Annotated in this window: 14 protein-coding genes; 7 read left to right on the forward strand and 7 right to left on the reverse strand. The window is 48.0% G+C overall.

Annotated elements, in window-relative coordinates:
- The first annotated feature begins 46 nt into the window (after positions 1-46).
- The gene (locus G441_RS0110810; RefSeq protein WP_240485125.1) at positions 47-991 is read left to right on the forward strand and encodes a hypothetical protein; all 945 of its coding nucleotides are present in this window, start codon (positions 47-49) and stop codon (positions 989-991) included.
- Here G441_RS0110810 and G441_RS0110815 read toward each other — a convergent pair.
- Together G441_RS0110815 and G441_RS0110820 are read right to left on the reverse strand one after the other, a co-directional pair.
- Positions 984-1895, reverse strand: a complete 912-nt coding sequence (locus G441_RS0110815) for a GGDEF domain-containing response regulator (RefSeq protein ID WP_026376370.1) — start codon at positions 1893-1895, stop codon at positions 984-986. The genes G441_RS0110810 and G441_RS0110815 overlap by 8 nt on opposite strands.
- Before the next feature lie 3 nt (positions 1896-1898).
- Positions 1899-3296 carry a PhoH family protein gene (locus G441_RS0110820; RefSeq protein WP_026376371.1) on the reverse strand — a complete coding sequence of 466 codons (1398 nt, stop codon included), beginning with the start codon at positions 3294-3296 and terminating at the stop codon, positions 1899-1901.
- Positions 3297-3650: 354 nt separating this feature from the next.
- Here G441_RS0110820 and rapA point away from each other — a divergent pair, with 354 nt between their 5' ends.
- The 5 genes from rapA (at position 3651) to G441_RS0110845 (ending at position 9971) form a co-directional block, all read left to right on the forward strand.
- Positions 3651-6473 (forward strand): RNA polymerase-associated protein RapA, encoded by a 2823-nt coding sequence (gene rapA / locus G441_RS0110825; protein WP_026376372.1) that lies wholly within the window; start codon positions 3651-3653, stop codon positions 6471-6473.
- A gap of 12 nt (positions 6474-6485) precedes the next feature.
- Positions 6486-7202, forward strand: a complete 717-nt coding sequence (locus G441_RS18495; protein WP_051275531.1) for a pseudouridine synthase — start codon at positions 6486-6488, stop codon at positions 7200-7202.
- Positions 7203-7268: 66 nt separating this feature from the next.
- Positions 7269-8099 carry a DUF3530 family protein gene (locus G441_RS18500; protein WP_051275533.1) on the forward strand — a complete coding sequence of 277 codons (831 nt, stop codon included), beginning with the start codon at positions 7269-7271 and terminating at the stop codon, positions 8097-8099.
- A 112-nt stretch (positions 8100-8211) separates the two neighbouring features.
- Complete coding sequence (locus G441_RS0110840) at positions 8212-8535, forward strand: hypothetical protein (protein WP_026376373.1); 324 nt, start codon at positions 8212-8214, stop codon at positions 8533-8535.
- Between the two features lie 113 nt (positions 8536-8648).
- Entirely contained in the window at positions 8649-9971 is a 1323-nt protein-coding gene (locus G441_RS0110845) for an AmpG family muropeptide MFS transporter (RefSeq protein ID WP_240485126.1), read from the forward strand.
- A gap of 6 nt (positions 9972-9977) precedes the next feature.
- Here G441_RS0110845 and G441_RS0110850 read toward each other — a convergent pair whose 3' ends face one another.
- The 5 genes from G441_RS0110850 to G441_RS0110870 are packed head-to-tail and all read right to left on the reverse strand — an operon-like array spanning position 9978 to position 14448.
- Positions 9978-10949 (reverse strand): sensor domain-containing diguanylate cyclase, encoded by a 972-nt coding sequence (locus G441_RS0110850; protein ID WP_156896350.1) that lies wholly within the window; start codon positions 10947-10949, stop codon positions 9978-9980.
- A gap of 5 nt (positions 10950-10954) precedes the next feature.
- Positions 10955-11965 (reverse strand): response regulator, encoded by a 1011-nt coding sequence (locus G441_RS0110855; RefSeq protein WP_026376376.1) that lies wholly within the window; start codon positions 11963-11965, stop codon positions 10955-10957.
- Positions 11966-11974: 9 nt separating this feature from the next.
- Positions 11975-12808 (reverse strand): thymidylate synthase, encoded by an 834-nt coding sequence (locus tag G441_RS0110860; protein ID WP_026376377.1) that lies wholly within the window; start codon positions 12806-12808, stop codon positions 11975-11977.
- A gap of 15 nt (positions 12809-12823) precedes the next feature.
- Entirely contained in the window at positions 12824-13636 is an 813-nt protein-coding gene (gene lgt / locus G441_RS0110865; RefSeq protein ID WP_026376378.1) for a prolipoprotein diacylglyceryl transferase, read from the reverse strand.
- A gap of 2 nt (positions 13637-13638) precedes the next feature.
- Positions 13639-14448 carry a sulfite exporter TauE/SafE family protein gene (locus G441_RS0110870; RefSeq protein WP_026376379.1) on the reverse strand — a complete coding sequence of 270 codons (810 nt, stop codon included), beginning with the start codon at positions 14446-14448 and terminating at the stop codon, positions 13639-13641.
- Between the two features lie 411 nt (positions 14449-14859).
- On the opposite strand from G441_RS0110870, the gene G441_RS19315 reads away from it, so the two are divergent.
- The gene (locus tag G441_RS19315) at positions 14860-18672 is read left to right on the forward strand and encodes an EAL domain-containing protein (protein ID WP_051275535.1); all 3813 of its coding nucleotides are present in this window, start codon (positions 14860-14862) and stop codon (positions 18670-18672) included.
- The last annotated feature ends 57 nt before the right edge of the window (positions 18673-18729 follow it).

Here is an 18729-nt window from a genome sequence, read left to right on the forward strand (position 1 = left end):
GTTGTAAGCTAAGCTTAGATAGCGATACATGTTGCGGGGTGTATTTTTGCGCTACGTTTTTGCTGTGTTTTTAGTTCTGCTCCTGAATCAAACGTGTCAGGCGCGTCAGCTTACTTTTACCAAATCCATCACAGGCCAGCAGGCCAGCTTTTTCTATAAATGGCAGGATGCGGCTCAACAGGTCCATGAGTTAGCATTTGACTTAAATATGGCTGACATGCCAGAAAGCCAGCAAAGCAGAACCCAGTACCGTCCTCAGATTGCCCAGCGACATGTGGCAGTTGAACTTCTTAAACAAGCCCGGCAGATTGACCCCAAACAGGCTCGCATCAGCATTGAACAGCGTGGCGACCAGATCATGATTGATGTCGCCGCAAGCTCTCCCGCTCTGGTGCAGCAGTGGCAACAAAGTATGCAACAAGCGCAACAACAGGCGTATGACGGCTATTTGCAAAAGAATTACTACACGTTGTTTCGCAATCATTTCGGTCAACAAGCGGTAAAACCCGATCACATTCGGTATGCCCAAGAAAGTGTTAATGCGCTGGTGCCAGCCGTTCAGGCGCTATATGAGAAAATTCCTGAGGACAGTGAATCCAGGGTTTACATCAATTTGCTGCTAAGTTGGGTACAATCCATTCCGTATAGCACATTGCAGGACAGACTGCGTAGTAACGGCTCAGGCTATGCTGCGCCCATCGAGGTATTAGTTAATAATCGCGGCGACTGTGACAGCAAGAGCGTACTTGCCGGTGCGCTGATAAGAGCACTGCTCCCACAGCTTCCGATGGCCATGATCTACCTTCCCAACCACGCCCTGCTGGGCGTTGCGTTGCCACATAGAAGCAATGAAAATTATGTGCAATTGGATGGCATCAGTTATCTGTTGATGGAGCCAACAGGGCCGGCACTGCTGCCGCTTGGCGAGGTTGCTCAACGCAGTTTGCAGGATCTGGGTAACGGTGCCTATACCTTTGAATCCTTTAATTAGATGAAATTACCCTGTTGCGGCCCTCTTCTTTAGCCGCATACAGATTATCGTCAGCTCGCTGCAATAACTCGGTTTGTCCACCTAATTTGTCAGGCACACAAGACGCGGTTCCGGCGCTGACTGTCACTACCTCGCTGCATCCCGAGTATTCATGCTTGATGGCAAGTTTTTCCACTCCAGCGCGAACCCTTTCGGCCATTTTGGTGACTTCAGCCTCATTTGCTCCCGGCAGCAGTACCACGAACTCCTCACCGCCATAGCGGGCGGCAAACTCGCCGGCACGTCTGGCGATGCTATCAATTTTACTTGCCACACGTTTTAAACAAGCATCGCCTTTTGCATGCCCGTAATGGTCGTTAAATTGTTTAAAAAAGTCGATATCGATCATCACCAGGCCCAGCGCAGAGGAAGAGCGCATTGCTCGTCGCCATTCATTTTCCAGGGTTTGATCGAAGTCTCGGCGATTAGGGATACCGGTCAGTCCATCTATACTGGCTAGCTGCTCAAGCAAATCCGTTTTGCGTTTTAAATCCAGTTGATTATTAATTCTGACTTTCGCCAGTGCCATTTTGAACGGCTTGGTAAAATAATCGACGGCACCTAACTCCAAACCATGCAGTTCATCTTCATCTGAATCATGGCCGGTTATAAAGATGATCGGGATTTTCATCGTCTCTGGATCGTCTTTTAGACGTCTTAATACGTCATAGCCGTTCATGTCGGGCAGGTCGATATCCAAAAGAATGAGATCAGGAAGCTGTTCGTGGGCGAACTTTATGGCTTGCTTGCCTGACTCTGCAAACAGCACATGATGCTCCTGACTCAGCCCCTGGGCCAGGATGTGCAAGTTGACTTTTTCATCGTCAACGATCAGTACTGTTGCCTTACTGGGGTCAGCTGCCAATGGTTACATTCGCTCTTCAGCAAACTCGGCCAAACGGCTGCGCACCACACCGTTAAGATACACCGTCGAACTGCCAGAAAAGTTCTTAAACTTCTCCACCAGGTACGTGAGACCGGAGGTAACAGGGCTAAGATAGTTACTGTCAATTTGTGCCAGGTTGCCGCTACAGATTAGCTTAGTGCCCTCGCCACAGCGGGTAATAATGGTTTTTAGCTGTGAGGCCGTCAGGTTTTGTGACTCATCCAGAATGACTATGGCGTTCTGAATACTGCGACCACGCATAAAATTCACTGATTTGAACTGAATATTCGCCTTCTCCATGATATAGCTCATTGAGCCTTTGGTGTTTTCATCATTTTTATGCAGCACCTCAAGTGAGTCGGTGATGGCTTCCAGCCATGGCGCCATTTTTTCTTCCTCTGTGCCCGGCAAAAAACCAATAGACTCTGCGATTTCCGGGGTACTGCGCGTAACGATAATCTTATCGTACATGTTCTGCTCAACCACCATTTCAAGCGCAGCTGCCAGCGCCAATAGTGTTTTACCACTGCCTGCTGGACCGGTCAGGATCACGAGGTCGATATGGGGATCTAACAACGAATGCAGGGCCATCGCCTGATTGATGTTCTTAGGACTGATACCCCATGCCTGTTTACCCATCAGTCGCTCGTAACCCAAGTCTAGTACTTCCAGAGACTCGTCGCTCATGGCCTCGACCAGGCCAGCAAAATGTTGCGAATCATCCAGCAGAAATTCGTTGATATAGGCTTCGGGCAGGACCTGCTTGGGTATGGTATGAATGGTATCGCGTCCTTCTGTACGACTCTCGACCTGTTTAACCTGCTGCCAAAAATCCCCTTCAAATTGATGGAAACCTTTAGTGAGATACTTGATGTCGCTAATCAACTGGTCAGTTCGATAGTCCTCAACCAGCTCCAAACCTGCACCCTTGGCTTTAAGGCGCATATTGATGTCTTTGGTAACCAGTACCACCTGGCGGGGAGCTTTCTTTTTCTGTAAATGCAGTGCCGCATTGATAATACGGTTGTCATTTTCATTACTGGTAAACACCTGATGCTGTTTGTCCAGTCCATGATCTGAAAAAATCGACAAACGTCCGGTGGGTGCATTCGCACCAGAGCCATTGCCCTCCATTGATACACCTTCGATCATTTGTTCAGGGCTGGCGTTGTGAAGCAAGTCTTCCATTGCGCGAATTGATACCCGCGCATCCCTGGCGACGTCCTTTTTACTATCTTTTATATAATCCAGCTCTTCCAGTACCGTCATTGGTACCACAACATCGTGTTCTTTAAAGGAGAGAAAGGCGAAAGGTTCGTGCAGAAGAATGTTTGTATCGAGGACGTACAGTTTAGTCGAGGCGTCTTTTTTTCTTGGCATCCATCGCTCCGGTAGGCAAACAAGGCTCACAATGCAGAAGGTCAACTTCTGCATCAACATGCCAGTCCTACTCCGGGCCGGTGCGTGGCCAGGTAAATCCGAACTGGCAGCACAACCGACCAAATGGGGTCGGCCAGAATCCACATTAACGTGAACTCTCAGTAATCACCTTAAACCACTTTTACATGGTAATCATCTGTTTTGTGCATGCATTTTTACAATCGTGTCTGCCCCTCTTTCGCTTTCCCTGCCAAGCGTCGAAAATTTAGTCGGCCATTACAGACAGACCTTCATATTCGCGCTAGAATCTGCGCCCTTTTTAGTGCCCTTATTAATTTTGTTGTGGAGAGTCTCATGCCCCATCACGTCGACTTTACCGTTGGTCAACGCTGGTTAAGTAACGCAGAAAGCGAGCTTGGGCTGGGTGTCGTCATTTCACTCTCAACACGTACTGTCGAAATCGTATTTCCTGCTACAGAAGAAACCCGGCATTACGCCAGGCAGAATCCGCCACTTACGCGCGTAACCTTTGCGCCGGGGGAAACAATTACTAGCGTCGATGGTTGGCAGATGACCATCACAGATGTGCAGCACAAAGAAGGGCTGCTGTATTATCTCGGGCACAGGGATGACAACGGCAGCGAAGCGGTAATAGCGGAGATTCAGCTCGATCACCATTATCAACTCAATCAACCCGAACTGCGATTACTAAACCAGCAACTCGATTCCCCTAAATGGTTCAGTCTTCGAGAAGCCTGCCACTATCATCGTTTCACTCATGTGCAGTCAGGTCTGGTCGGCTTCGCGTCTGCCAGAGTGCAACTGATCCCCCATCAGTTGCATATTGCTCGGGAAGTCGGACAGCGCGCCGCTCCGCGGGTATTACTGGCTGATGAAGTGGGCTTGGGTAAAACCATTGAGGCTGCACTTATTATTCAGCAACAGTTGTTTAATGGCCTTGCACAACGCGTGCTGATTATCGTCCCTGACAGTCTGGTGCATCAATGGCTGGTTGAGCTGCTGCGTAAAGTTAATTTGTCATTTTCGGTATTCGACGAGGAACGCTTCAGCGCAGTAAGTGAAGAACAGCAAAACCCTTTTGACAACGAGCAACTGATCTTATGTAGTCTGGACTTTCTTGCGCATCACCAAGGTGCCAACGAGGCAGTCATCGCATCACAATGGGATCTGGTCGTTGTTGATGAGGCTCACCATTTGCGATGGGATGAACATCACCCCAGCACAGAATATCAGCTGGTAGAAACCCTTGCTGCAGCGACCAGAGGAATATTGCTACTGACTGCCACCCCTGACCAGTTAGGGCATATGAGCCACTTTGCTCGATTACGTCTGCTCGACCCGGCACGCTTTCACAGCTATACGGAATTTGTTGAACAGGAGAACCAATACGCGCAGCTGGCTGATGCCGTTACCCCCTTGTTGTCTGATGCGCCACTCAGTGATTCTCAACTCGCCGTTCTGGAGGGTTTTGTCGGTGTTGCAACAATGCAGGAGTGTGACGTTTCCAGCGATGTTGAAAAGCAACGTCTGCTGCAAACCCTCATTGACCGCCATGGAACCGGTCGTATGTTATTTCGCAATTCCAGAGCCGGTATTGCCGGGTTTCCTCAACGACAGTTACATGCCTACCCCCTGGACATGCCCGAACAGTATACTGAACTGACATACAACCGACTTGCTCAGCGTCTGGTACCTGAGACCTGCTTAGACAAGCATGACTGGATTGAGTGGGATACGCGCGTCGGTTGGTGGCATGAATTATTGGCATCACTGCGCCCGGCCAAAGTGCTGACAATCTGCGCCAGTGCGTCTACTGCGAGAGCGTTGGCTGAATCGCTACGAACGCAGACTGGTATTCGCCATACGGTATTTGATGAAAGTATGAGTATCATCGAGCGAGATAAAGCAGCCAACTACTTTGCACAGCAGGAAGATGGCGCACAGGTATTGATATGCAGCGAGATTGGCAGCGAAGGCCGCAATTTTCAGTTTGCTCATCATCTGGTGCTGTTTGATCTACCGTTGCTGCCAGATTTACTTGAGCAGCGAATTGGCCGACTGGATCGCATAGGCCAAAAGCAAGATGTACAAATTCATGTGCCCTATTTTAAACACTCAGCACAACAGGTGTTATTTAATTGGTATCACGATGGATTAAACGCCTTTGCGTCGACCTGCCCAATAGGGACGTCAGTGTACGAGCAGGTCAAAGACGCATTGCATTATTGTCTTGTATCACCTGACGACACCAGCGCCTGTGAAAATTTACTGGCTGAGACACACTCGTTAAGTGATCACATGCGAGCACAGCTTGAGCAAGGCAGAGACAGATTGCTGGAATTGAATTCGTCTGGCAAAGGCCGCATTGATGATCTGTTACTGACGCTCCATGAAGCCGATCAGTCTCCTACCCTAGAACGTTTTATGACACGTCTTTTTGATGCTATCGGCGTATTGCAGGAAGACAAAGATGAAACGACCTATCTGTTGAGACCCACTGAAGCGCTGGTTAACCATCTGCCTGGTCTGGATGAAGAAGGTTTGACCGTCACTTATGAACGCCAGATTGCAACTCAGCTTGAGCATGTACACTTTCTAAGTTGGGATCATCCGCTTGTCCAGCACGCAATTGATTTGATTATCGGAGACGTGCAGGGCAGCGCCAGCATTGCAACCATCAGTGACGCGACTTTACCAAACGGCAGCTATTTCATTGAAACCTTATATGTTATCGAGATAAGTGCGCCAAAACGCTTACAGCCAACTCGTTTTTTACCCGTCACTCCTATCAGACTGTGTCTTGATGCCAATGGTGAGGAATTCCTGAATGACGGCTTTATTCAGGTTGCCGGCGTGAAACAAGATATCGCAACGAAGCTGATCAATGCGCTAAGGCCGGCTATTGAGCAGAGTGTTGAACGTTGCCAGCACATCGCTACCGACAAAGCGGAGCTCATCAAAGCTGAGGCGCAGCGCAAAATGCAGGCTGAATTGGATGAAGAAATTGTGCGCATGAAAGCGCTGCAAAAGGTTAATCCAGCGATCCGAGACGATGAAATAGATTATCTGTGTGAGCAACGCACGCAATTACACGCGGCAATTGCAGACGCCGGAATACGCCTGGATGCAGTGCGGTTGCTGGTGAACATGAAGTGATTGGACCTTCCGATGCCGTATAACCCTGACTTTGTTTATGATCCCCCCATGTATCCTCTTCTGCCCATCGTGCATGCAGACGATGACCTGTTGGTATTAAACAAAGTCAGTGGGTTACTCAGCGTGCGCGGCAGGGCGTTGGCACATCAGGACAGCTTAGAATCGCGTGTGCAGCGAGTCTATCCGACTGCCACCATTATTCATCGTCTTGATATGGCGACATCTGGTTTAATCGTTATGCCCCTTAATATGGACACTCACAGGGCACTATCCCGTCAATTTGCAGAGCGACAGACCCGCAAAGCCTACCTCGCCAGAGTGTATGGTGAGGTCACGCAGTCTCAGGGCAGCATAGACAGACCGCTGATTGTCGACTGGCCAAACCGCCCAAAACAGAAGGTTGATGAAGCGTCAGGAAAGCCGTCCCTCACTCACTTTCAAAAAGTATCTGGTGATGGGACATCGAGTCTGATGTTACTGCAACCTGTAACTGGCCGTTCCCATCAATTACGTGTACACATGCTGGAACTCGGCCACCCTATACTTGGCGATCGACTGTATGGAGAGCCTTATGCTCGTTATCAGGCACCGAGACTACAACTACACGCGTGGCAGCTGGGATTTTTCCATCCTGGACAACAGCAGTGGGTGCAATTTCGAAGTGATGCGCCATTTGCCAGTAACGATGAATTAGAGCACGCGGCTACGCTTTACATGGCGAATAACTAATCTTTGCCTGAGGCGCTGAGTTAACCTTGCACTCAGGGATCGAGTGTTGTCGCCGATAATCTTACTATGCGTATGTTATTCCTCTTCATTTGTTTGCTGTGCTCTACCTCAAAGGTTCTGGCACAGCAGCTCGACTTTACCGATCTGCTTTTACAGGATTGGCGACAGCATCTGCCCGATGGTCAGTTCGATGTGCTGTTGGTGGGTGAACAGGAAGTACCTTTGCTGGTTCACGAATCACGCACCTCGCTGACTAAAGGCGTGGTGGTGATTATCTCGGATACGTCACAAAGCCCGCTGCATGGACAGGGGCTGTCTATGCTGGTCAATCAACTTACTGGCTGGGGATGGGTCACTATGCAGCTTCCCGCACCCTCTCCTGAAAGTGTCTTAGAAGATGAAGAGCCTGTTCCAGCAGACGATCAGGTACCTAGCTTCCATACTGCGCCGCTTCTGACTGACACACAGTTTACGCAGAATGCCCAGGCGCTAGGAGAAAGAATTAACGCAGTGGCTAACCGCGCCGGAAGGTATCCTGGCTTTTTTCTGGTCATCAGCCAGGGGATCACAGCCGCCTCGCTTGCCACCTCATACGCAGAGGGAAGCCTCGCTGCGCCAGACGCATTGGTGGTGTTATCACCTTACTTACCAAACAGGCCAATGAATGATGACCTACCCCGTCGACTGGCTCGCACGCCAATGCCGGTTCTGGACTTATTCAGTCACTGGGATAACGGCTGGAGCAGAATGCACATTGAGCAACGAAAGATAGAGGCGGAACGTGAGCTGAAAATGCATTACAGACAACGGGAAATTATTGGTCAGCCACTCGATGCACAACAAATGGCTCGGGTTGGAAAGGAGATTCAAGGCTGGTTAGTCTATTTAGGTTGGTAAAAATCTGCTGAGTATTCAACTTCCTAGCCCTTATAGACCGCCTACTGCAGGTAAATTTTTTGTTAACGGCTATACTTCGAGCATAAACCACCCACAAATCGCCTGTAGCGCCGTGACTGTCACCCAGTTTATCGATAACAAAGTACAACAGCTTAGTTATTATCTGCACAACTATTGGCGCGGCCTGTTACCTTATTCAGAATTAGATCTTTACTTTTGGGACACGCTGGAAGAATGGGCGCAAATTAAGGGCAGCGCTCAGGAACCTTACAGTCAGAAAGAGCGCGTATTTTGGCACGTTCTTCATCAAATGCATTTCTGGCCAGATAATAAGCTGAGTCAGGACCCGATCCTCAAAACCGAATTACAAACCTGCATTGCGTATCTTGATGGCGAAGGATTCTGTCCGTTTGACTGCGTCGGCATTCGCCCTTAGATAGGTAACCATTTACCTCAGTCTGCTTGCATCCGCTGCGATGAAATGATCCAATAGCGTTGGACTATTTCTCGCCGAGTTAATCACCCTTGTTTCAGCATTTTCGAGACTATTTGGACAGACGTCTTATCGCCGTGTTTTGTTTTGGTATTGCCAGCGGCTATCCCTGGGTTATGATCAGCTCTGCGCTGTCAGCATGGCTCAAGGAAGAAGGCCTGTCACGCTCAGCTATCGGCCTGTTTGGCGTGATGTTCGTTGCCTATTCGATTAATTTTTTGTGGTCGCCTCTGCTGGACAGAATCCGTCCCCCGTTCCTTGGACAGCGGCGCGGGTGGATTGTCATCACGCAACTGGCCATCTCACTGTGCTGTGTATTGATGTCCAGGCTGACAGCCAGTGAGCAATTGTTCAATGTTGCCCTGTTCGGTCTGCTTATTGCCATCTTTTCAGCTACACAGGATATCGCCATCGATGCATTCCGTATCGATGTGATTGGTGACAACGAAAAACACAAACTGTCACTTGCCTCGGCCCTTGCGACAGCTGGCTGGTGGACCGGCTACGGCGGCTTGGGGGCAATTCCCTTTTTTCTGGCGGATATGCCTGGCTGGCAGTGGAATGAAGTCTATCTGGTACTCGGTGGGATCATGTTACTGCTCAGCTGCACCGCATTCTTTATCCCCGAGCCACAAACCCATCGATTGCAGGCGCAACAGCAAGCTACGCAGAGTTATCAGGCACTATTGGGCAATAGCGCATCGCCAACGATGTGGCAGGCCATAAGCTGCTGGCTACTGGTGACGCTGGTCGAGCCATTTCGTGACTTTTTTAAACGCAATAACGTCAAACTTGCGCTGTCCGTATTGCTGTTCATTTTCCTGTTTAAAATTGGCGAAGCCTTCCTGGGTCGCATGAGTATTGTGTTTTATAAGGAAATCGGTTTTAGCAACAGTGATATAGGGACCTACTCGAAGCTGTTAAATTGGTGGGTCACGATTGTGTTTGCCCTGATTGGCGGCATGGTAAATATCCGTTACGGGATCTATCGTGGGCTAATGATTGCAGGTATCGCCATGGCAGCAAGCAATCTTATGTTTGCATGGATGGCTCAAGTCGGCCCGAACAAGGTCTTATTTGCTGCCGCTGTAATTGTGGATGGGTTCACCGCAGCCTGGAGCTCTGTGGCACTGGTCGCGTTCATCTCGCTGCTGTGCAACAAAGCATTTTCAGCCTCGCAGTATGCCCTGATGGCTTCACTAAGTACCGCCGGAAGAACATTTATGGCATCCGCGAGCGGTTTTATTGTGGACGGCATGGGTGGTAACTGGAGTCTGTTTTTTATTCTCACTGCGCTGATGGTGATCCCCAGCCTGCTATTTTTACGCACCATCAAAGACGATGTAATACGACTTGAGAAGGGGCTGGCTAGAACATAATCACCGTTATGGCTGATTAATCACTACCTGATTGCGCCCGTCCTGCTTGGCTTTATATAACGCCTGATCGACATGTTCCAGCCACGCCATGGGCTCTTTGTGGTTAGGCGTGTACTCGCAGATACCAACGCTAATTGTAAAAGTGATATCGACACCCTCATGGGTAACAACACATTTTTGCGCGGTTTTGCGGATCCTCTCAGCGACCAGCTTAGCGCAGCTTGCCGTCGTATCTGGTAGCAAAATAGTAAATTCTTCACCACCATAACGACCTGCAACGTCCGTCTCGCGAACTGATTCGCCGATCAGTTTCGCTAGCCGTTTGATGACCTGATCGCCAGCGGGATGGCCGTGCGTATCATTGACGGCTTTAAAATGGTCGATATCCAGCATCAGAACCGATGCAGGTTTGGCATTACGTCGGATCCTTTTAAATTCCAGCTCAAACTGTTCCTGCCAATATCGACGGTTGAATAGACCAGTAAGTCCATCGGTACGACTGATTTGCTGAAGCTGTGAGTTCAAGCGCTCGCTGTTAAGCTTACTGATAGCTTCATCCGTCACGTCATACACTAATAGACAAATTTTTTCGACAGTACCGGTAAGCGATGCCAGTGGAAATAATGTCACATTCTGGTACATGAAATCCGACGCTGAAGTGATAGGTCGATTTGAACCGAATCGAAACAGAAAAGGACGCTGCTCCCAAATCAGAAATGCCGGGGTACGCAAGGTAAAGACGGGCTCAGCCTTGATCTTAAACCATTCCACGTCCATTTCCGGGAAACACTCAAATATCGATTTCCCCCTTACCTGGCTGGGCAGCAAGTTACTGTGGTTTTCCATAAACTGGTTCCACACGCTGACCTTATAATCCCGGTCAATAACCACTATCCCTACTTCAATGGAGCCAAGCAGGTCATGCTGCCAATGCATGTCTGACAGGTCGTTATCTGCCACTCTGTTTGCTGTGCTCATTCAGGTTACTCACTTACCAGCTTATTGAACATGATATCAATAGAGTCGTCAGGCACCAGCAGTAACAAATCGAAGTTGATGTCCTGTGATTCGATCGCATAGGCAATTTCTATTGCCAGTATACGCTGCCATCGTCGCTCTTTATTTCCCAAAAGGGCGTTCAGATCGCAATGACGCCCCAGTATGATCGGATGATTATGACTAAAATTAACATTTAACTGCTCTGACAGCGCATTCAAACAGGCCCCTATCAAGATATTAGACACATCCATCAGTGCTTCCAACTCCAGCTGTTCATCATGCTTATGACCCTGATAATTCAGTAGTTTTAGCATGTTGGCAAAGTTAGCATCACTGAAAATAACCAGTGCTTCACCCTGAATCCCTGCGCTGACGAAACCTTTGGAGACTGCCGATACCCGCTCATTGCGATTAATATCAGCGATGGCCATATTAAGCTCGTTATTCTCAATCAGATTGACGTTTGGAATAGGCAGATTTATAAACTCGCCGAGCAGCTTCGCCAGATTTTCGCCAGCCTGCCCCATCGCCACGTTAGCCATTTCCCGGTACGCGTCAAGCCGGTCTTCCGCACCACCTTTGACCTGCGCAGCAACATCTTTTTGGCGACCTTCAGCGCTAGAGGCGCCGCTATATAATCCATACTGCTGAAGGATTGTAACCAGCTTTTCGTTATCGATGGGTTTACGAATAAAATCCAGTGCGCCCATTCCCACCATACGTTCACGGGCCTCTGGCTGAACGTCTCCTGAAACGACAATGACCATCGTTGGCAGGTCTTCTTTGCGGATCACTTCCATGGTCTGGTAACCGTCCATGACGGGCATATTCAGGTCAAGGAACATTACGTCCGCCTTACCTTGTCGAATCATTTCTATTGCTTGCTGACCATGCTCAGCAAAACTGATCTCAACATCCCAGCCATCAGGAATTGAACGCGCCATCTGGCGACGAGCAAAACCCGAATCATCACAAATCAGTACTTGCGTGGTCATTCACTCATCCTATATCGCCACCGGCGCTTTAATATGCGGATGAGCCTGATAGTTACACAGCTCGAAGTCGTCATAGGTAAAGTCAAAAATACTGTTCACTGCTGGATTAATTTTCATTGTTGGCAGTGGATAGGGCTCACGGCTTAATTGCAGATTTGTCTGCTCCAGGTGATTGACGTACAGATGCGCATCGCCGAACGTGTGAATAAATTCGCCAGGCTCAAGACCGCACACCTGAGCCATCATCATGGTAAGAAGTGCATAACTGGCAATATTGAAAGGTACGCCAAGAAACACATCACCGCTGCGCTGATACAGCTGACAAGAGAGCTTTCCGTCAAGCACGTAAAACTGGAACATGGTATGGCATGGCGGCAACGCCTGACGTCCTTGCTCAGCATTTTGTTTCGGAGAAAAACGGGTATCCGGCAGAACGCTAGGATTCCAGGCACTGACGATGAGTCGGCGTGAGTCTGGATTGTGCTTTATCTGCTCGACCACTTCACTTATCTGGTCTACAACCTGTCCGTCCGCGCCAGTCCAACTGCGCCATTGATGACCATATACAGGGCCGAGGTCGCCTTCGTCAGTAGCCCACTCATCCCAGATAGAGACGCCGTTTTCTTTCAAGTAAGCGATATTGGTATCGCCTTTCAAAAACCAGAGAAGTTCATGGATGATCGAGCGCATGTGACACTTTTTGGTTGTCACCAAAGGAAAGCCATCGGCCAGATTAAAGCGCATCTGATAACCAAATACACTGATTGTACCCGTGCCGGTTCGATCTTCTTTGCGGGTGCCATTTTCAAGGATATGGCGCATTAAATCGTGATATTGCTGCATCAAGATTTCCTGAATTTAAGAGTTGCCGGTCGCATGATTTATTATGCCGCGCTTTCGGGCAGACATCATTAGCCAGAGTCCCAGCAGGATCATCGGAACGCAGAGTAGCTGCCCTTGTGATAACCCAAACGAGTAGAGGCCAAGATGCGCATCCGGCTCGCGAAAATATTCGACAATAAACCGGAACACCCCATAACCCAATAAAAACAAACCGCCAATCGCGCCAGTTGCTCTAGGCTTACTGGAATACCACCAGAGTATCGCAAACAGCACGACGCCTTCTAGCATAAATTCGTATAGCTGTGATGGGTGTCGAGGAGAAGGTCCCGCGCCCGGAAAAATGATGGCCCAAGGGACGTCCGTAGTTCGTCCCCACAGTTCAGCATTGATAAAATTACCCAGTCGCCCTGCGCCGAGTCCGATGGGCACTAGAGGCGCAACAAAGTCACCGACCTGCAGAAAATGTTGACCTTTTTTCTTTGCAAAAAACCACATAGCTGCCAGCACACCAAGCAAGCCGCCATGGAAAGACATGCCACCGGTCCAAATTTTAAATAAATAAACCGGGTCAGATAAAAACAGGTCAAACTGGTAAAACATGACATATCCGACCCTGCCACCAATAATCACGCCTAAAAATGACCAGAACAGCAAATCACTTACGTCGTCTTTACTCAATCCGACGCGCTGCATACGTCTATTGGCAAGCCACCAGGCGGCAATGAATCCAACCAGGTACATCAGTCCATACCAACGCAGACTGACGGGACCAATTGAAAAAATTACCGGGTCAATAGCAGGGAATTGCATAAAGCTTTGTGTTGTCATTGTTATTGTATAATTCCTAACATCATGCGCACGCTGATGATAACCAGAAACAGCGCAAAAATCTTTTTCAACAACTGAGTATTCATCGATTGCCCGACCCTGGCACCGACCCCAGCCATGGCCATTGACGTCAGCACGATCCCGATAGATGCTGGCAGGTAGACGTAACCTAGCGAAAAATCAGGAAAACGCGGGTCTTGCCAACCAGCGATGACAAAACTGATGGTGCCGAACAGAGCGATGACCAGACCGCAAAGTGCTGCACAGCCAATTGCCTGACGTACATTCACCCTGAACCATACTAGTGCTGGTACCAATAGCGCACCGCCGCCAATCCCCATAATCGCAGAAATGATGCCCGTGCCTAGCCCTATTGTGAGTAATATTCCGCGGTTGACTTCGTGCTTTGATTCTTTTCGACCGCCAAAGGCCATATGTGATGCGATCACTAGCACCAGTGCGGCAAAAGTCCCTTTTAATAACTCGACCGGCATGCGCGTGGCTAACTGCGCGCCTATAACCGCGCCGACCGCAATACCAGAGGCGCACCACAGCACCACAAATCGATTCAGGTTGCCTAGTTTGAAGTGGGCTCGAGACGAAGATAAACCGGTTAGGATAATGGTTGATAGCGACGTCGCAATGGCCATTGGCATTGCCACTGACATATCCAGGGGTAAAACAGAAGCGAGCAGATAACTCAACACCGGGACAATGATTAAGCCACCACCGATGCCAAGCATCCCGGCCAGAAAGCCGACGATGATCCCTAGCGCCGCACAGATAGCAATAATGAATAACACAGCGTCCAAACCGACGTAACCCGCTCCTGAAAAGTGGCCGCAAAGTATAACAGGACTGGATCTTAACTGCTTCAGAGTTTCGGTTATGTTGAGCACTTGATTTATTAGTCTAATGACTAATTTTCAGAGCGGGTGCAGATCTCTTAGTCTATTGACCATGTGGAGTATGAATGCTGGCACTTCCGCACTTGCATTTTCACTCATCTTTCTTACATTAGATAAGGAAATGATTCGTTCAGGTAAGAAGAAAAAACGTTATTCCTAGGTAGTAGGGTACTGCGTAGTGGTAGATGTGGCTAACACACTTTGAACATATTGCACTTTTCACGTAAACGCGTTTTTAGCGTCGTTCATGTATGGGCGAGCGCGCTGTTTTTTTTGATAAGTTTCACATTATCAGCGCAGCCAAATGTCCACCCGATGTATCTGGAAAATGGCTCACCCAGAGACTACTTTCTTACCTTGCTCAGAGATAAGAACGGTATGATGTGGATTGGCACAGACACCGGTCTTAAGCGATATAACGGATACACGCTTAGCGACTTCAAAACATCTCCCAATGTCCCTCAGGCCCTGAATAATAGTATCGCCGAAATAGTTGAAGCGCCAAATGGCGATCTGTGGATAGGTGGCAACACATTAGTTCGCTACGATCCAACTCGCAATACGTTCACCGAATACAATGTGAGTGATAACAAACGCGTGTGGTCGATCTTTATCGATCAAGATGACCTGGTGTGGATTGGGGGAGATGGTTTCGGCCTCAAACTTCTGGATCCGGAAACCGGCAGTGTTCTTCAGCAATATTTCACTGAAACGTCATCATCGATAGTGCACTCAATTTTTCGCCACAAAGATGACCGTAAATTATGGGTGTCACTTAGTGACAGACTTGTTGAATTTGATAGAAAGTCACTGGAGCAAAAAGTACATCCTCTTCCAGATGGATGGATTTGGGATATAACCCAAACCCGGTCTGGCCACATTTGGTTTGCGACTTCATCTGGTGTGTATAGATTTTCGCCTGACCAGCAGACGTTTAAACATTATACCGCACAGCCTAATGTCTCCGGCGCACTGCAAAGCATGGAAATGACATCGTTGCTTGAGGACTCGAGAGGAGAGCTATGGATTGGCAGTGACAAGCAGGGCGTCTACAAATATCAACCTGAAACCGATAATTTTTTCCACATGCCGGCATCGTCCACACGAGACAATCGTTTTCCGCCCGCGTCTATTACGGACATAGTCGAAGATGATGACGGGACAATCTGGTTCACCGCAGCTAAGTTCGGCGTTTATCGAATTAGCGAACATCTGGAAAAATTTTCTACGTTTAAGCACGACATTAATGATAAGAACAGTCTGTCGTTCAATAATGTCCTCGACCTTCATGAGGATGAACAAGGCAAGATCTGGATAGCGACAGATGGCGGGGGACTGGACAGATATGATCCTAAAACCAAGCAGTTTACAAATTTCAGCCATCAGCCTGACAACCCAAATTCACCGGGCAGTAATTCAATTTTAGCCATTGAACAAGATATTAACGGCAACTTGTGGTTAGGATCCTGGGCTGGCGGTCTGATTAAACTAGACCGTGCAGCAATGCACTTCAGCAATATCACAGCTGAGAATAGCAATGGATTGGCAGAAAATAACATATTCCGCATTGTCCGCAGTCATGACGGACACTTGCTTATCAGTGTGTGGGACAGAGGCCTGCAAGTTCTTGATCCCGAAAATTTGACGTTTGAGTCATTTCTTAGCCAGAATTCTCGCACTCAAACGGATATTACAAATCATTCAATAAACGCAATAGAACCTTACAGGGAGTATCAGTACTGGATTGGTGGTTTAGATGGCATAGAACTCTTTGACAAGGACCAACGAGAGTTTGAGCGGTATTCACAATTGGATGTTGGTAGTGTCAACGACCTGTTTCAACAGCCCAACGGTCCACTATGGATAGCCAGTGAAAAAGGCTTAACACGGTTTGAACCAGATTCGGGTGATATACGCTCGTATTCCACTAATCAGGGATTAAGCGACAACAGTGTGGTATCCATAGAAATGGATCATAAAGGCTACTTATGGCTAGGCACTCGCAAAGGTCTCAATCGTTTTGATCCCCAAAGCGAGTCATTTCAAATCTTCGACGAGTTGGATGGCCTGGCAGGTAACCAGCTTAATCGTTTTAGCCACCTATTTGCTCGCGATGGCACCATGTACTTCGGAGGTACAGACGGAATATCGTTCTTTAATCCGCTAAAACTGCCGGTTAACAGTACACCGCCGAACGTATATCTTACCCAGCTAAGATTTCTACCCCAGTCATCTTCGGGGTCGGACACTTCACCCAAAGATATCAACCTAAGGACTAAAGCAGAACTTAACCTGATTTATGAACAACGCCACTTTTCTATAGGTTTTGTCTCTACGAACTTTATCTCACCGCAAAAGAATCGGTTTAAATATCGCCTGCAAGGATTAGAGACAGATTGGACTGAAATTGACAGTCGTCAACGTAGTGTGCGTTACACCAATTTGGATCCAGGTTCGTATACCTTTGAAGTTTATACTGCAAACAATGACGGTATCTGGAGTGCGCAACCCGCTAGCGTAGCAATTACTATCCTCACACCCTGGTGGCAATCATGGTGGGCAATGACACTGTATGTCTTGTCTGCTTTGCTGCTTATTTACGGGATCATTTATTTGCGACTGCGGCATGCAGGTCAGCAAAAGCTTAAATTAGAGAGTCTGGTTGCAGATAAGACAGCTCAGCTTGCATCTGCAAATAATTTCATCAGAGCATTGAACAAAGAACTAGAGAAAAAGGTCGAAAAACGCACTCAAGAGCTAACCGCTGAGGAAGCACAGCGTCGTGAAGCTGAAGCGAAGCTGTTTTATATGGCGTTTCACGATCCTCTTACCGGTCTGCATAATCGCCCCTGGTTACTCCAGCAGTTAGAGCAACTTATTTCCAAAACACAACATGGCCATAGTGGCTTTGCACTTCTTTTCATCGATGGTGACCGATTTAAACGTATCAATGACACTCATGGACATAGTGTTGGTGATTTACTCCTTAAGGAAGCGGCGAATAGACTTGCTAATAACTTACCTGCAAATTGTCATGCGGTAAGGTTAGGAGGGGATGAATTTACTGTTCTGATAGATGATGTAGAACATCAGCAGTCAGTGACAAAGGTGCCAGAATCTATCATTCAGCTTTTTAATCAACCGTTTCAACTGCAACACTTAACCACCTATTTTCGTGTCAGCATTGGTATGGTCATCTGTAACAGAACTTATACCAAATCTGAAGAGGTGCTTAGAGACGCAGATACAGCGATGTATAAGGCGAAAGAAAAAGGTCGAGGGACGTATCAAATTTTTAATGTGGAAATGCGAGATAAAGATGTCGAGCAGGCGACGATTGAGTCTGATCTTTATCATGCAGTCGAGAAAGAGCAGCTGTTCCTCGAATATCAACCAATTATCGATCTCAAGACATCACAATTAAAAAGCTTTGAGTGTTTGTTACGCTGGCAGCATCCGTCTCAAGGACTGATCCCTCCCGATCGTTTTATTCCAATCGCTGAAGAGACAGGGCTTATTTTTGACATAGGACTGTGGGTCATTCGCGAGGCAGTGCGGCAACTGCAATGCTGGCAGTCCCTACCTGATGTTGACCCGCAGTTAACCATGGCAGTCAATTTGTCTGCACTGCAGCTCAATCAACCAGATCTACTCGAGCATATCGACAATATACTCAGTGAAACACAGGTCAGTGCGGATAAACTGAAGTTAGAAATTACTGAAACCGCGTTAATGGACAACTCGGAAAATGTGAATACGCTTCTCGATGACTTAATTAGCAGGTCAATAGAGCTCGCAATTGATGACTTTGGTACTGGATATTCATCACTGTCTTATCTAGATAAGTTACCGGTCCAGGTACTTAAAATTGATCGTAGCTTTGTAGATTCGTTGATAAACCGAAACGAAGCGCACGAGGGTGCACAGGAAATTGTCAAAGCTACCATCTCATTAGCCCACAATCTGAATATTAAAGTCGTTGCAGAAGGCATAGAGACGCAAGATCAGTGGGACTTTCTGGTAGAGCATAATTGCGATTACGGACAAGGATATTTTATTAGTAAGCCCCTCTCTCAAGAGAAGGCCACAAAGTGGGTTATGAAAAGCGTTAACAAGCCAAAAGCCTGATGGATATGGCAGATACAGCGCATTGGAAAAATAGAAATAGTCCCCTGCTTTTCACCA

The organism is Aestuariibacter salexigens DSM 15300 (genome assembly GCF_000429145.1).
GTDB lineage: Bacteria > Pseudomonadota > Gammaproteobacteria > Enterobacterales > Alteromonadaceae > Aestuariibacter > Aestuariibacter salexigens.

Bases quoted from the DNA above. Each gene is read 5' to 3' on its own strand.
- G441_RS0110860 (WP_026376377.1), bottom strand. From the start codon at position 12,808: ATGCAGCAATATCACGATTTAATGCGCCATATCCTTGAAAATGGCACC.
- rapA (WP_026376372.1), top strand. From the start codon at position 3,651: ATGCCCCATCACGTCGACTTTACCGTTGGTCAACGCTGGTTAAGTAAC.
- G441_RS19315 (WP_051275535.1), top strand. From the start codon at position 14,860: ATGTATCTGGAAAATGGCTCACCCAGAGACTACTTTCTTACCTTGCTC.
- lgt (WP_026376378.1), bottom strand. From the start codon at position 13,636: ATGACAACACAAAGCTTTATGCAATTCCCTGCTATTGACCCGGTAATT.
- G441_RS0110855 (WP_026376376.1), bottom strand. From the start codon at position 11,965: ATGACCACGCAAGTACTGATTTGTGATGATTCGGGTTTTGCTCGTCGC.
- G441_RS18495 (WP_051275531.1), top strand. From the start codon at position 6,486: ATGCCGTATAACCCTGACTTTGTTTATGATCCCCCCATGTATCCTCTT.
- G441_RS18500 (WP_051275533.1), top strand. From the start codon at position 7,269: ATGCGTATGTTATTCCTCTTCATTTGTTTGCTGTGCTCTACCTCAAAG.
- G441_RS0110850 (WP_156896350.1), bottom strand. From the start codon at position 10,949: ATGAGCACAGCAAACAGAGTGGCAGATAACGACCTGTCAGACATGCAT.
- G441_RS0110820 (WP_026376371.1), bottom strand. From the start codon at position 3,296: ATGCCAAGAAAAAAAGACGCCTCGACTAAACTGTACGTCCTCGATACA.